Here is a 14,920-nt window from a genome sequence, read left to right on the forward strand (position 1 = left end):
AGATGCTGCAAGTAGAACAGATATTACAAGGGCGTTATCAAATTCAACGCCAACTCGGTAACAATGGAATTCGCCAAACTTGGCAAGCATTGGATTTACAAGCTGAGACTGAAGAGAATTCCACTGTTGTGGTCAAACTTTTGGCCTTTGGTGGTACTGTGCAGTGGGATGATTTGAAACTTTTTGAGAGGGAAGCGCAAATTCTCAAACAGCTAAATCATCCGCGCATCCCTCAATATATAGATTATTTTTGTATTGACGATCGCACTCTCTGGTTTGGCTTAATACAACAGTATATCCCTGGTGAATCACTCAAGGATAAACTTGCCAGTGGTAAAAGGTTTAGTGAAAAACGAGCTAAAAAAATTGCCGTTGAAGTATTAAATATTCTTACGTATTTGCATGAGTTGAATCCAGGAGTATTGCATCGAGATATTAAACCAAGTAATTTAATTTGGGGCGAAGATAATCGAATTTATTTAGTTGATTTTGGCGCAGTTCAAGATAAAGCAGCAAAAGAAGGCGTTACTTTTACTGTTGTTGGTACTTATGGCTATGCGCCAATGGAACAATTTGGCGGACGTGCGGTAGCAGCTTCCGATCTTTATGCATTGGGGGCGACTTTAATTCATTTGCTAACTGGAATTCCCCCATCTGATTTACCCCAACAGGATTTACGATTGCAATTTGCAAATCGTGTTAACCTCAGTCCCAGTTTTATCAGTTGGCTAGAAAAATTGGTAGAACCCGCACCAGAACAACGATTTACTAGTTCTCGCCAAGCCCTAAAAGCTCTCAAATCTGGTTTGGTTGTCAAATCTGCAAACAAGTATCAGCTTTTGCCGCCAAAAGAAATTATTAACAACTCTGGATGCGGTATCAACAATCACAATGAAACAGTGCCAGAGGAAATTCTCGGTTGGAATTGGGGAGCGTTTCTCATGCCTTGGTTATGGATGTGGACTAACCAAGTGTGGTACGGATTATTCTGTTTTATACCTCACGGTTGGTGGGTAATGGCCATAGCTCTTGGTGCCAAAGGCAATGAATGGGCTTGGAAAAGTAGACAGTGGCGGAATATTGAACACTTCAAAGCGCACCAAAGAGGCTGGGCGATCGCTGGCATTTTAATTGGTGCGCCCATTAGTATTATGTTGTGGCTGAGAGCGATCGCTTTAATTAAATCTGCATTTTAGTGGGCATGGGGCATGGGGCATGGGGCATTGGGCATGGGGTGTAATTTCTCCCCATCTCCCCATCTCCCCATCTCCCCATCTCCCCATCTCCCCATCTCCCCAGTCTTTATTAACCAGTCACTTGGGATTCAACTACACCAATGGGACAAGAAACATTTGTTCCTCCTAAACCGCAGTAGCCATTGGGATTTTTCGCTAAGTATTGCTGATGGTAGGCTTCGGCATAGTAGAATTCTGGTGCATCTAAGATTTCTGTGGTTATCTTGCCGTAGCCTGCTTTATTGAGGGCTTGCTGATAAGCTTCCAGCGATGCTTGTGCTTGCTGTTTTTGATTTTCCGAGTATACATAAATTCCCGAACGGTACTGAGTGCCAACATCGTTACCTTGGCGCATACCTTGGGTGGGATTGTGGCTTTCCCAGAAGACTTTCAGTAATTCTGAGTAACTAATTACTTTGGGATCGAATACAACCAAAACCACTTCGTTGTGACCGGTTCTTCCACTACACACTTCTTCATAGGTGGGATTTGGTGTGAAACCGGCAGCGTAACCCACTGCGGTAGTGTAAACTCCTTTGAGTTGCCAGAATTTGCGTTCTGCGCCCCAAAAACAGCCCAAACCAAATAATGCTTTTTCTAATCCATCAGGGTAAGGAGGTTTTAGAGGATTTTTATTGACATAATGATGAGCTGGTACTGACATAGACTGCGCCCTTCCTGGTAAAGCTTCCTCAGGTGTGGGCATATTTTGTTTTTTGCCAAATCCGAATAGTGCCATTGATTTTGACTCTGAATATATATCTTTACCTTATTTAATATTTTAACGCTGTAAAGATTTTGGCGATCGCTTGGCATTTTCGTAGAATCCTCACCAGAGGTGTAGTGGTGAAGTGGGGATGAGGGAGACGCGGAGACGCGGGGACGCGGGGACACTGAGAATAATTTTTAACTCCCAAATCCTAACTCCTAACTCCTAATTCCCAACTCCCAACTCATAATCTAAAATCTAAAATCTAAAATCTAAAATCTAAAATCCCAAACGGAATTATGGATAAAACACCGAAAATTGACCGACAAAGGGAGCATCAAGCCAACGAACGAACTTTTTTAGCTTGGCTACGCACTTCTATTGCCTTAATTAGTTTTGGAATTGCTATTGCTCGATTTGGGATATTTTTGCGCCAGCTTAATGTTGCTATTACTCAACAAGAAGCTAAGGTAAATCCATTAACTAATTCCGAAAATTTGGGTTTGGCTTTGGTAATTTCTGGAATTTTGACAATTGTGTTAGCTGTGTGGCGATACAATCAAGTTTTTTGGCAAATTGAACGCGGAAATTATAAACCAAGTAGATTAATTGTTTGGATTATGACTGGAATCGTAATTGTTTTAGGGCTATTCTGTATTCCTTTGATTTTGTGGCGTAACAAAATACCTCCTCGTTCTCCTACTCCAATTCAACCACAGTCCCGAAATTTACATTAAGTAAAGTCAACAGTCAACAGTCAAAACCAATATTTTTCACAACTAAAATAGAATTGCTATATGTATCCTCCAATCAAACTATATAACAGTCCAAACAGTACAATTAAAGTCACAATAATATAAGTAAAATCTCTTTGACGTACATAGGCGAATAACGAACAGGCTACTCTGATAACTGGAGTGGCAATTAATACTAACAATCCCAGTTGAATAATCCCACGGCGACGACCGGATTCAACAGATTTGACTACACCTGATGGACTACGAAATTCTGGTAATTCTCCGCGAAAAAATTGATAATTGGGAGCCTCAGTACCGTGGCGAATTAAATACAAAGTTCCACCTATTAAAACTAAAGCAGTGGCAATAATTACTCCAATTCTTAATAGGTTGCCCAAAAATTGCTCAAAACGTTGCTCTGATTTACTACGCCTACTTTTCACCATTTTTAAAGTCTCCCTGTTAGCCCTTTGTAAATCATTTCCACCGCTAACACTAAAATGACAACGCTGAAAATATTTCGCAAAAGCTTAACTTTAGCTCTGACTAATATCCGCGCTCCCAGTAAAGCACCAAATAACACTCCTAACATCACAGGCATTGCTAATCCAGGATCGATGTAACCACGGTTTAGATATATGCCAGCGCTAGCCGCCGCCGTCACTCCAATCATGAAATTGCTGGTGGTGGTTGACACTTTAAAGGGAATATGCATAATTCGATCCATTGCCAGCACCTTGAGTGCTCCAGAACCAATACCAAGCAACCCTGAAAGTACGCCAGCTATAAACATTAATCCAAATCCGTAGGGCACTCCACGCACGTTATAAGATTGTTCTCCGGTGGGAGTGGGATAAGTACCATTGAGTTGGAGACGAACTGCTAAAGAATTTGGCGGCAAATTGTTGAGGTGTTCGGGTGGATTTTGGCGGGACAAATAGGCAGAGTAAAGTAAAACGATTCCAAACACAACAGCAAGGAAACCTGTAGAAATTTTAGCTGCTACAATTGCTCCGACTATTGCGCCAAAGGTGGTTGCGACTTCTAGAAACATTCCTAGCCGCACATTTGTGTAGCCTTCTTTAACGTAAGCGGATGCGGCTCCACTAGATGTAGCAATTACAGATACTAGTGAAGCACCGATGGCATAATGAATATCAACTCCAAATACCAATGTTAAAAAGGGGACAATTACAACTCCACCGCCTAACCCTGTTAGCGCTCCTAAAAATCCAGCCAAAAATGAGCCTAACCATACTAATAAAGAAAATTCTAGGATGTTCAAATTGCTTCCCCCGCCACAAACTTTTTGCTTGAGACTAGAAAGCGAAACTCAACCTCATCTGTTGCTTGGTTGATTTCACCCGCGAATATTTTAGGAAGTTTCGCTCAGAGAAACAAACACTTTTGTTTGTTAAATTAATAATTAAAAGTGATGAATAAGCCAATAAGTAACCCTGTTCCCTATTCCCTTGCCTAAATAATTTATTTTTCACGACTAATTAACTATTAACTGTCAACCGTCAACAGTCAATAATGAACAGTCTTCTATAGAATATTTTTTTACGTGGAAGTCCCTAATTCTTGACTAGTTTCAGAAATCACTGTGACACAGGCATTTACTAGGGGTAAGAGCGGCCCTAGTTGCTCTTGTCCATTGACGGCTAAATCACTGTGACACAAATAAACTCTTTTGGAGACACGAGAGAGCAAATCTGCCAAAATGCGGCGCAATCTTTGTTGTTCTGCTACTTTTTCATTTTCTGCTGTCCAAGGTTCGCCTAATCTGTCTTGAAGGAAAAACGGCGCACCAAACAATGTTGCGGCTCCACCTTTAGCCCATAGAGGCGAACCAGCGTCGAGCCAAAAATGCCAGCGATGCGATCGCCTACTAGACCGATATTGAAATATAGTTGCTAAAGTTACAGCTTTTCTGGCTCCACCAATGGGACGCACTGGGTAAGGGTTGGCGGTGATGGTACCGCGTCGCAGTAGTTGAATGAATTCGGTGATAGTGGCTGCTGACGCAGATGAAGAAGACAGGGAGAGGGGGAGACGCACTGACGCGGGGAAAGAACTCTCCGCGTCCCCGCGTCCCCATGTCCCCGCGTCCTCTTCCCCTATTCTTCCAGAAGATGTTTGTCGCAACCTTGTATCAATTTCCCAGTAGTGTTGGGCAGTTTCCAGTAATTCCCGCAGTGCTGCTAGTTGTTCGTAGGGGAGATTGCTACCATTCCACAAAAAACGCACAATTGCTCTATCTAACAGGGAAATGGGGCTGGGAATTAAACGCTGTTCTTGTTGCGATCGCTGTTGTTCTAACCACTGTAATATCTCGTTATAAGCTGTGCTGGCTGCATAGCCGATTCTATCCCAGCGCTCGAAGGCTGATACTGGTAACAAGTTGGGGCGGTCGGGATGGGGTACAAAGCAGTAATCTGCGATTAAACCAGCGCGTACCGGGTCAATGTCAGTAATGAGTGCTGAGTGAAGAGTTAGGAGTGAGGAGTTAGGAGTGGTGAGTGGCGAGTTTTCTGATGGTTTTTGTTTTCTGCTCAAGACAACCAACATTTCTGCTACGGCATCCCTGTCTACAAGGCGTCCCAAGCCGGGATAAACTAGTGCCAGCATGGTGAGTAATGCCCGAATTACTGGCGAACTAATTAACGGACGTTGGTCGTTGAGGGATTCTATTTGGATGTTTTGCTTGACGAGGATTTCTACTAAGGTATAACGAGCGATGGCATCCAAACCCGGTGCTATAATTGCTACTTCTTCTGGTTCCACTTGCCTCGATTGGATGGCATTGGCAATTACTTGTGCTGTTAGCCGCAATAATTGGGCGCGGGAGGTGGTTTGAATTGAGTGGACAATTTCGGGTAAGCTCAATGGCATTATGGAATGTGTGACTAATTCCACCATTTGTGTCGCTAATTGTTGTCCTAGTGACTCTGGAGGCGGCCCCGTTAAGGTTTCTACCCGACAACGGTCTGCTAAACCTTCAAGGTAGTTTGGATCTGCTCCCAATCCCAATCGCACTGCACCATCGGGATTATAGCTAAAGGCCCCCACTGCACCTTGGTCTAGAAGTAACTCAAACAACAGACGCGCTACACCAGGATAATCATCGACATCATCCGCTAGTACTGCTTGATAGCGTTTTGTTAAGTGCTTTTGGTAATTGCGATCGCTTAATAAATGCTGGCTATAAAGTTCAGTAATAATCCCATAAGTTAGTAATCCCCTCTCTAAACACCAGTTACGCCAATCTAACAGCAATGAGGCCAAAAATTCCGGCTCTAAGTTTGTACTATTTTCCCCCAGACCCCTAGCTAAAATCTGGGCGATTTCTTCACAAGGTACACCGCTATAAGCTGCTAATTGAAATAAGTCTAAGATGCGACGCACTAAACGAGACTCATTCACACCCGCAAGACGTAAAATTTCTGCGTCTAATTGGGAACGCCATAGTTTAGTCGCCAACTCTTGTTCGGTTTCCGGCCGCAATCTCACTGGAAACTGTGCCTTAAGGTTCAATGAATTAATTAGCAACGGCCAAAATAAAATAATCTCATCCTGAAAAAAACCCAACGGTGTCTTACCACGAACCGGATATTTTCCTGATGTTGATGTAACAATTTTATCTCCTAATTCTCGACGATTATCATCATTAGCAGCTAAGACTAAAACTCCTGGTTCTGTTGGCTTAAGATATAAAAATTTAGAGACATTATCACCTTTTTCATGTCCTTGGCTTTTAGTATAAAATGAATCAATATACGTATTTTTAGGTTTTACCCAACTACAAAATTCCTCTACTAAGCGAGTTGTCTTACCACTGCGGCTAGTGCCAACAATCCAAATCGAATGAGAAATCACAAATTTTCTCCTTGTAGATTTGCTAGTATACCTCGTGCGTTAACTTAAGGTTAAGAATCACCAAATAATCCTGGATGATTGTCTGCAATGAAAAACTTTGTTTTTAGCCAAAAAATCTATTCTTTCTTGCTTGCTGCTTATCGATGGTACTTACAGACTCCCGAACGTTCTTTACATCAAGCGTATGATGCAGCATTAAAGATCAAGGAAATAGAAGATAAGCATTTCAATGGTAATAAAATAGACACTGGCTCAGCCATGTACAGTAACAGCGTCATGGATTATTTCGAGTCAGACTTAAACAAACTATTAAAAACTGCCAGAATGCGGCTGACAGAGTTTAGGGCCAGCCGCTGGTTTCTCAATGAAGAAAATCAAAAAGCTGCTGATAAAGCAGGTATAGAATTTCTCAGTCCTGCTTTTGTTCTAGAAAGGCTGAATTTTATCGATGGAGTGATATCGAAATACACAACTGTTACCGAAGAAATGACTTCTAAAGTTGTAGCAGTCAAATCTCCAACTCCACAAATTGACTCTCCAATTACTCCAGTGTTACCGCCGAAGATAGCAACTAAGGATATGGAGAATAAATCGGATAAAAAGCCAAAGGGCAAAACCGATACAATGGGTGTTTTACCCCGCTCAATTTTAAGTACTATTAGTCGGCTGCAAGTTGAATTAGACCCAAATTCCGAAGAAGAAGTAATTCAGAGTTTTCGTCAAGCTCAAAGAAGAACAATAATATCTATCAGATTTATTTTGCTATTAATTATAGTACCACTTTTAACGCATCAAATAGCAAAAGCTTTTGTAGTCGGCCCTGCTGTTGATAGATTCAGAACCACTGAAGAAGCGCAGGTATTTCTCAACTCGGAGATGGAAGAGGAAGCTTTAGGAGAACTACAAAGATTTGAAGAAAGAATCAAGTTTGAAAATTTGGTTAGTAATGCACCGCCATTATCAGTTGAGAATATAGAACTTGAGCTAAAAGATAAAGCAACAGAAATTGCTGAAGAATTTCGTCGAGAAAGCTCTAATTCCATTAAAAATGTTTTTGCTGATATGTTTTCTGTGGTTGCTTTTATCTGGTTGATGGTGACTAGCAAGTCTTCCATTGCTGTGCTGAAAGATTTCTTCGATCATATTGTTTATGGACTCAGCGACAGCGCTAAGGCATTCATTATCATTTTGTTTACCGATATATTTGTCGGTTTCCACTCCCCCCACGGTTGGGAAGTACTTTTAGAAGGTGTGTCTCGCCATTGGGGATTACCAGCAAATCGAGATTTTATCTTCTTATTTATTGCCACATTCCCAGTGATTTTGGATACCATTTTCAAATACTGGATATTCCGATATTTAAACAGAATATCACCTTCAGCAGTAGCTACTTACCGGAATATGAATGAATAAATAATGGGCATGGGGCATGGGGCATGGGGCATTGGTTAATGTGGTAAATACAAAGTTTTGGAAGCTGTCAAGACTAATAATTGATGCGATTAATTTTGATGGATTATGCAGATTTTGGAATTTTAAAATGCCACTGTTAGCAAATCCTTGATGTAGAGACGTTGCAATGCAACGTCTCCAGAAATAACATTTTTAATTGCGATGAAAAAGATATTTTCGGAATTAGGCAAGTTTCACAACTTTATTGCTATCAGTGGGCTTGTAGTTTTATTAATTTCTTTGTTGAGGATGCAATCTTTGGCAAATCCAAAACTCAGTCCGCCAGAATGTCGGGTGAAAAAGTGGGATATACCAGTGTCGTTGACGAGTGAAAAAGAAAATGCATCTGTTCAACAACAAAAACCAATATTAATTCCCAGGACACCAGTTACTTGTTGTCAGAGTGATGCTTCTTGTTTAGATGAGGCTATTTATGGAGAAATACCAGATAAAAAGGCATTATTAACAGCTATCGATCGCAGTTTACAATACCTACAAACAAAAGCAGCTGCAAATGCTTACCAAAATTATCAAGTGAGTGGAATTAGCCGCGATCGCATCTTCAAAAGTTTACAAAGATTCCGCGAAATTCTCTTAAAAACTAATTCCCCAACGGAGTTACATCAAGCCATAGAAAAAGAATTTATTTATTATCAATCAGTTGGTAAAGATAACAAAGGCGCTGTTTTATTCACTGCTTATTACGAACCACTTTACGCAGCGAGTCGCGTCCCCACAGCAGAATATCGCTATCCTGTTTATCGATTACCTCCTGATATCAACTCCTGGCCTAAACCTCATCCTACACGCCTACAATTAGAAGGAGCAGACGGCTTACAAGGTGCAAAGTGTAAATTACGAGGCTTAGAATTGTTTTGGTTTCGCGATCGCCTCGAACCATATATGATTCAAATTCAAGGTTCAGCGAAACTTAAACTAACTGATGGCACTCAAACAAGTATAGGTTATGCAGGTAATACTGCTTATAATTACCAAAGCATTGGGCGAGAATTAATTAATGATGGCAAATTACCGCAAGAAGGTGTAACTATGCCCATGATTCTCGATTATTTCCAAAAACATCCCCAAGAATTAGATATTTATATTCCCCGCGATCGCAGCTTTGTTTTTTTTCAAGAAAACCACGGCGAACCAGCCCAAGGTTCTATCAATGTACCACTAACAGCAGAGCGTTCTATTGCTACAGATAAATCTCTCATGCCCCCCGGTGCTTTAGCATTAATTCGCGCCCCTTTTCCCTTAGTTAATTCTACTGGAAACATGGAACAACGCATTATTAGCCGCTATGTTCTCGACCAAGATACCGGCGGCGCAATTAAAGGTGCAGGTAGAGTGGATTATTTTTTAGGTACTGGTAAAATTGCAGGCGATCGTGCTGGCGTGACAGTTAGTAATGGACAATTGTTTTATCTATTACTGAAGTAGAAGTCAGAATTCAGAATTCAGAATTCAGAAGTCAGAATTCAGAAGTCATACCAATTCACCAAAATATTGATACACATACAATAACCTGTAGGGGCGAACGGCTGTTCGCCCTGAATTCAGAATTTAAAAGTTACGGCTGATGTAAATTAAGAGGAGGTTTAAATGATTTAGTTATCTGCTTTACTCGTACCGTAACCCATTCATATTAAACATAACTTATGTTTTGTCTTTATCTATTATCTCGTTAAAATTACTATTGGTAATCAAGCTTATACATGATTTATTTTTACTAATCACACAGTATTTTAACGAAATTAAACTACGTAATCTAAGTCTCAAACCCTTGGCACAGAGATTATTTGATTTCTGAATTCTGACTTTTGAATTCACCAATGATAGTTAATAAAAATTTTTAGTAATTTGCCAGATAATATTTTTTTGAATGCTAGGATATAAGACTATAGATCAAAAAAAGTGCTGTACCTGTGAAACAAAAGCCAAAACCAAGGATTGCTTTGCTTCGTGAAAAAGCAGGGCTAACCCAGCTTGAGTTATCGCGTCTTGTTGGTGTGACTGAAAGCACTATTCAAAACTGGGAAAGTGGTAGAACTGGGACAGATCATATTGAAAGAATTATTCGATTTTGCAAAGCCTTGAATTGCCAAGTAGAAGAGTTGATTGAATTTGTCAACGACTCTCCACAAGAATCTACTAACCCAGATTCCTTAAGCGAGATACATCATTTATTGGGTACTAATGAGAAATTTTCCACAAACAGTTCTGATACAACGGGAAAAGCAACAATTTAAGATATAGGACTCATATTTGATTTCTTTAAAAGTGAACAGGGAACGGACAACAAAAAACAGTTCGATACACCTAATTAAATAGGGTATTTGTTAACGACGGATGTATTTTTTCTTGCACTACGTGTTCCCTTAAAAATTTTTTTACCTCTTTTCATAATTCTTCTTCAACTAAATTTACCCACTCCCAGCCCAAGTTACTATCTTTGGCTACAACTTAGTATAAATAGATAATTTTTACTATTTTTTATCCAACATTAACCAATTTTTAAACATTTGGAATATCAGAATTGTCTTTGATTTTTGAATTTATTTACTCAGGACGCAACTGAGTACAGATGCGATGAATAGCATTTGTGTGAGAGTAGAGAATAAGGCTGGAGGCTTTGCGAGTTAAGGGCGAGTTTTTTTCTGCAATCAAATAGAAATCCTGTATTTCAAAGGCGGCCTACTTAGTGCTAGTGACGGTAGACTGATTAACACGGGTGTAAATGGTAGTGCTAGTATAATCTCTAAAAGTATTCCCAAAAGTCTTGGCAAATGGGATACAGCAGCCGCTTGCTTGATTTGTTTGCCAAGTCTGTAGCAAGTAAGGAGGTGTAGCACTTCAGTACTCAAGTCTAAGGAGCAAAACTAGCTTTGAACAAGGAATTCGTTGACGGTTCCCAGTTAACAGTTAACACTCAACAGTCAGCGACTTGAAGCAAAATAATTTATTTTTTGGAGTTCCCTTAATATTTTGTTAACTAAAATTAATAAAAAATCGTATTATGATGTATAACTTTGCTGAACTTTATAATTTTGGGAAAAATAAATGTTGAATCATGTAAGATTGTCTCATCTGTAAAATTTGAAACACCAACGCCCATAGTAAACCATAGGAAAATTAGCAAATGTTTAGACAAAGTTCTCACCAGAGAAACTTTTTCCAAGCTTTAACTGGTAGTGTAGCCACATTAGGTCATAAATCAAGACTGGCGTTGAAATCCAGTTTGAGTATTTTGGTTGAATCTGTACCTTTTTTGATTGCTTGTGCTGTATTTTTAACAGTTATCAGCTTCAAAAGTCCTATCCTGCTATTTTGTTTATTAGTTGGTAGTTTAATTGCAGTCATCACTCATAAAATTGGACAGCAGGTAAATTTACCAAGGCGATCGCTAATAATCATACAAATTTTAGCAGCAGCGATCGTTCTGAGTTTGTTTTGGTTAGATCAGTTTGCTAGTCCCGCACAAGCACAGTTTTTTGGCGAAGCAGAAAAGTTTTTCAAAAAAACCTTAAATGATGGTTCCACAGGAAATAATGCAGGTGGTAGCGACACCGCAGTCAGTTTAATATTTAATATATTGCGGGCACTTTTCTTGCTATATATTGCAATTTCTTTGGTTGGTGTAATTAATGCAGTTCGTAAAGATGAAGATTGGCAAAGTATCGCCAGAACTCCCCTATTAGTGGTTGTAGCTGTTACCATTGCTGATGTACTCACGCGGTTTGTAATTGGCAATAACAATAGCAGTAATTAATTAAGATTTGAGAAATGTCTGAAGAGCGGGAACAAGAATTTCGTCCAGTTAACCAAGTTCTAGGAAGCCAACCTTCATTAGGGCCAATTCCGGCAGATCAAATTCTTCCTTGGACAGTAATCGCTTTATCATCCTACTTAATTATTAATGGGATTTTTGGCGGGCTTTTCCAAGAAGAATTTCAAAAATGGCTGTGGACGCTATTAATGACTGGTTGGGGAATTGCCACCTGGTGGATATTAACTGGTGGGAGAAGTTGGAGCTTTTTAAGTAAATTTATTGGCGTTCCCGCTTGGACAAGAGGCTTTGCTCGTTATCAAAGCTTACTGGAAGTTAACCATGAAGCAAAAAATCGGAAAACAAAGCGTCGGCAGCGCCGGAAATGAAACTAGATTAACACCCTTTGAAGATGCCTTGCACTTGGCGACAATGTTGCGCGTCTCCATGAATGGACGTGATATTGGTGCTTATTTGTTAACAAAAGGCATTCAAAAGGATCGGTTCTGCTTTGTTTTTGGCTTTGATTGTAAGGGAATTCATACCACTTTAAGACCAGAACAAATAGATACACTTTTTAATAACATTGAAGCCGGGTTAAAAGATATTCCCAGCGGTGAAAGAATGACACTGCATTTGGGGTCTTTTAGTTCAGATACAGAACGGCAAAAAGAATTAGCATCACTCATTAGAAATGCGCCATCAAAAGATATTAAATATTTGCTGATGGCCGAGAGAGCGAGAATTAAAGAACTGACTAAAGCTGGTGTACGAAAGCCGAAATTTTTACGGATTTATGTCACCTACACAGTGGAAACAACCTCAAAAAATGCAGATGATTGGATAGAAAGGTTTTTAGTCAAAGCCGAGGCATGGTGGTTGAAATTTAAAGGCGAACTTTCAGAAGCCGAAAACCAACGCCTAGAAACGGTAATTAGCAATGCTTACAAACAAGGTTTTTCCCGTTGGGAACAAATTTTATCTAACAAAATGGGATTGGATGTTAGAGCTTTGAGTGCAGTGGAACTTTGGCAAGACATCTGGAGAAGATTTAATGATACCCAGCCTATAGATATTCCCCAACTTATTACCTTGGATGAAGAGGGACTCCACGAAGAAGTTAATTCCGATTTAGCTAGTAGCAAATTGTTGATAGATAATATCCACGGTACAACTTTGCTCATGGAGTCTAGCGTACCCCGTGCCGATCGCCGTTGGGTACATGTGAACAATCGTTTTACTGGCACTATGTCATTTCTGGAAAAACCCGGTGGCTGGCCAAATAAATCGGCTCAACTGCGGTATTTATGGGAACTGTTAGCCAGAGAAACAGTAGTAGATACAGAAATTTTTTGTGAATTGACTGCGGCAAATCCAGCATTAGTGAAAACTACTCTCCAACGAGTGCTGAAGCAGTCAAATATGACCACAATTTTAGCTCAAGAAAAAAGTAAAACCATTGATGTCAACGCCCAATTAAAGTTAAAAAAATCGGTAGCAGCACAAGAACAATTATATGAAGGGGCAGTGCCGATTTATACAAGCGTTGTCATTTTGGTACATCGGCCAACTGTGGAGAAATTAGACGAAGCCACAAGATATATTGAAAACTGTTTCCAACGTCCAGCTAGGGTAATTCGAGAAACCGAGTACGCCTGGAAAATTTGGTTGCAAACTCTCCCCATAGTTTGGGAAGGTTTATTAGCAACACCATTCAATCGTCGTCAGTTATATTTAACCAGTGAAGTTCCGGGATTAATGCCTTTAGTTTTAACTAAAAGAGGCGATAGACAAGGCTTTGAATTGATTGCAGAAGAAGGTGGAACGCCAGTACATTTAGATTTATTTAATCAACACAAAAATTTAGCTTTATTTGCCACCACTCGTGCTGGTAAATCGGTGTTAGTATCGGGAATTTTAACTCAAGCTTTAGCCTATGGCATTCCCGTAGTGGCTCTAGATTTTCCTAAACCTGATGGTACGTCTACTTTTACCGACTATACACAGTTTATGGAGGGGAATGGAGCTTATTTTGATATTTCCAAACAATCGAATAACTTATTTGAACAGCCAGATTTAAGAGCGTTAGATCCAGAACAACAACGCGATCGCATGGTAGATTATACCTCGTTCCTAGAATCAGCTTTAATGACAATGGTTTTAGGCTCATCTACCGAAAGTCAAATTTTATCTCAAACGGTGCGATCGATTCTCAACTTAGCCTTAGAAGTCTTCTTTGCTGATGAAGGTATCAAAGAGCGATATCGCAAAGCAATGGCGGGAGGCTTCGGTTCTCCAGCTTGGCAAAAAACCCCGACTTTAAAGGATTTTCTGTTTTTCTGTTCCCCAGAACATTTACAGCTCAGCTCCTTAAGTGGCAGAGTAGAAGATGCCCTCAGTCAAATTCAGCTACGCTTACGTTTCTGGCTTTCTAGCCGCGTTGGACAAGCCATTTCTGCACCATCCAGTTTTCCCACCGACGCCCAACTTTTAGTTTTTGCTCTCAGAAACCTTTCAGATAGTGAAGATGCGGCTGTACTATCCTTAAGTGCTTATTCAGCAGCACTCAGACGCGCATTAAGTAGCCCCGCTTCTATATTCTTTATCGATGAAGCCCCGATTTTATTTGAATTCGAGCAAATTTCCGACTTAGTGGGTCGAATTTGTGCCAACGGAGCCAAAGCCGGTATCAGAGTTATACTATCAGCACAAGACCCTGACACCATCGCCAAATCTAAAGCCGCCTCAAAAATTCTGCAAAACTTAACAACTCGATTAATTGGACGTATTCAACCAGTTGCAGTGGATAGTTTTGCAGACATATTAAAATATCCCCGTAAAATTATCGCTCGTAATGCCTCAGAAAGCTTTTTCCCACGCAAAGAAGGCATTTATAGCCAATGGCTGCTAGATGATAACGGCGTTTATACATTCTGTCGTTACTATCCAGGTTACGAACAATTGGCAGCGGTGGCCAACAACCCCTACGAACAAACTGCACGCAGTCAAATGATGCAAATTCATAAGGATAAATATGAAGCAATTTCCGCATTTGCACGTCAGTTAGTAGCTACACTACGTAGTAATTAATCAGGGAGGATATCTATGACTGGTTGATAGAAATTCCAAAAATTAT

General features: G+C 40.2%; 13 protein-coding genes. 8 read left to right on the forward strand and 5 right to left on the reverse strand.

The genetic code is table 11. From position 1 onward, the window contains the following. Positions 1-2 precede the first annotated feature (2 nt). Positions 3-1,196 (forward strand): serine/threonine protein kinase, encoded by a 1,194-nt coding sequence (locus tag VF06_RS11430; protein ID WP_099069453.1) that lies wholly within the window; start codon positions 3-5, stop codon positions 1,194-1,196. 109 nt (positions 1,197-1,305) lie between these two features. Here the strand turns inward: VF06_RS11430 and msrA are convergent, their stop codons facing one another. Both msrA and VF06_RS40615 read right to left on the reverse strand, forming a co-directional pair. Further along, positions 1,306-1,974, reverse strand: a complete 669-nt coding sequence (msrA, locus tag VF06_RS11435; protein ID WP_099069454.1) for a peptide-methionine (S)-S-oxide reductase MsrA — start codon at positions 1,972-1,974, stop codon at positions 1,306-1,308. A gap of 34 nt (positions 1,975-2,008) precedes the next feature. After that, positions 2,009-2,152, reverse strand: coding sequence for a hypothetical protein (locus tag VF06_RS40615; protein ID WP_180267407.1), 144 nt, complete (start codon positions 2,150-2,152; stop codon positions 2,009-2,011). A gap of 91 nt (positions 2,153-2,243) precedes the next feature. On the opposite strand from VF06_RS40615, the gene VF06_RS11440 reads away from it, so the two are divergent. Beyond that, complete coding sequence (locus VF06_RS11440) at positions 2,244-2,681, forward strand: YidH family protein (RefSeq protein WP_099069455.1); 438 nt, start codon at positions 2,244-2,246, stop codon at positions 2,679-2,681. Positions 2,682-2,737: 56 nt separating this feature from the next. Here VF06_RS11440 and VF06_RS11445 read toward each other — a convergent pair whose 3' ends face one another. From VF06_RS11445 to VF06_RS11455, 3 genes are all read right to left on the reverse strand, one after another. Further along, entirely contained in the window at positions 2,738-3,127 is a 390-nt protein-coding gene (locus tag VF06_RS11445; RefSeq protein ID WP_099069456.1) for a DUF1634 domain-containing protein, read from the reverse strand. 2 nt (positions 3,128-3,129) lie between these two features. Next, complete coding sequence (locus VF06_RS11450; RefSeq protein ID WP_099069457.1) at positions 3,130-3,966, reverse strand: sulfite exporter TauE/SafE family protein; 837 nt, start codon at positions 3,964-3,966, stop codon at positions 3,130-3,132. 278 nt (positions 3,967-4,244) lie between these two features. Next, positions 4,245-6,560 (reverse strand): PD-(D/E)XK nuclease family protein, encoded by a 2,316-nt coding sequence (locus VF06_RS11455; protein ID WP_099069458.1) that lies wholly within the window; start codon positions 6,558-6,560, stop codon positions 4,245-4,247. Positions 6,561-6,647: 87 nt separating this feature from the next. On the opposite strand from VF06_RS11455, the gene VF06_RS11460 reads away from it, so the two are divergent. The 6 genes from VF06_RS11460 to VF06_RS11485 all read left to right on the forward strand — a co-directional run bounded on the left by VF06_RS11460 (position 6,648) and on the right by VF06_RS11485 (position 14,874). Beyond that, positions 6,648-7,973 carry a proton extrusion protein PcxA gene (locus VF06_RS11460; RefSeq protein WP_099069459.1) on the forward strand — a complete coding sequence of 442 codons (1,326 nt, stop codon included), beginning with the start codon at positions 6,648-6,650 and terminating at the stop codon, positions 7,971-7,973. A gap of 201 nt (positions 7,974-8,174) precedes the next feature. Next, positions 8,175-9,458, forward strand: a complete 1,284-nt coding sequence (gene mltA, locus VF06_RS11465) for a murein transglycosylase A (RefSeq protein ID WP_099069460.1) — start codon at positions 8,175-8,177, stop codon at positions 9,456-9,458. A 485-nt stretch (positions 9,459-9,943) separates the two neighbouring features. Continuing rightward, positions 9,944-10,267, forward strand: a complete 324-nt coding sequence (locus VF06_RS11470) for a helix-turn-helix transcriptional regulator (protein ID WP_099069461.1) — start codon at positions 9,944-9,946, stop codon at positions 10,265-10,267. 890 nt (positions 10,268-11,157) lie between these two features. After that, entirely contained in the window at positions 11,158-11,787 is a 630-nt protein-coding gene (locus VF06_RS11475; RefSeq protein WP_099069462.1) for a hypothetical protein, read from the forward strand. Positions 11,788-11,801: 14 nt separating this feature from the next. Then, positions 11,802-12,173, forward strand: coding sequence for a hypothetical protein (locus VF06_RS11480; RefSeq protein ID WP_099069463.1), 372 nt, complete (start codon positions 11,802-11,804; stop codon positions 12,171-12,173). Continuing rightward, positions 12,127-14,874 carry a putative type IV secretion/conjugal transfer ATPase gene (locus VF06_RS11485; RefSeq protein WP_099069464.1) on the forward strand — a complete coding sequence of 916 codons (2,748 nt, stop codon included), beginning with the start codon at positions 12,127-12,129 and terminating at the stop codon, positions 14,872-14,874. The genes VF06_RS11480 and VF06_RS11485 overlap by 47 nt, the downstream gene beginning before the upstream one ends. The last annotated feature ends 46 nt before the right edge of the window (positions 14,875-14,920 follow it).

It is taken from the genome of Nostoc linckia z4, assembly GCF_002608075.1.
Classification (GTDB): domain Bacteria; phylum Cyanobacteriota; class Cyanobacteriia; order Cyanobacteriales; family Nostocaceae; genus Nostoc; species Nostoc linckia.

Coding starts and splice junctions, on each gene's coding strand:
- VF06_RS11430 (WP_099069453.1), top strand. CDS start 3: ATGCTGCAAGTAGAACAGATATTACAAGGGCGTTATCAAATTCAACGC.
- msrA (WP_099069454.1), bottom strand. CDS start 1,974: ATGGCACTATTCGGATTTGGCAAAAAACAAAATATGCCCACACCTGAG.
- VF06_RS11440 (WP_099069455.1), top strand. CDS start 2,244: ATGGATAAAACACCGAAAATTGACCGACAAAGGGAGCATCAAGCCAAC.
- VF06_RS11445 (WP_099069456.1), bottom strand. CDS start 3,127: ATGGTGAAAAGTAGGCGTAGTAAATCAGAGCAACGTTTTGAGCAATTT.
- VF06_RS11460 (WP_099069459.1), top strand. CDS start 6,648: ATGAAAAACTTTGTTTTTAGCCAAAAAATCTATTCTTTCTTGCTTGCT.
- mltA (WP_099069460.1), top strand. CDS start 8,175: ATGAAAAAGATATTTTCGGAATTAGGCAAGTTTCACAACTTTATTGCT.
- VF06_RS11475 (WP_099069462.1), top strand. CDS start 11,158: ATGTTTAGACAAAGTTCTCACCAGAGAAACTTTTTCCAAGCTTTAACT.
- VF06_RS11480 (WP_099069463.1), top strand. CDS start 11,802: ATGTCTGAAGAGCGGGAACAAGAATTTCGTCCAGTTAACCAAGTTCTA.
- VF06_RS11485 (WP_099069464.1), top strand. CDS start 12,127: ATGAAGCAAAAAATCGGAAAACAAAGCGTCGGCAGCGCCGGAAATGAA.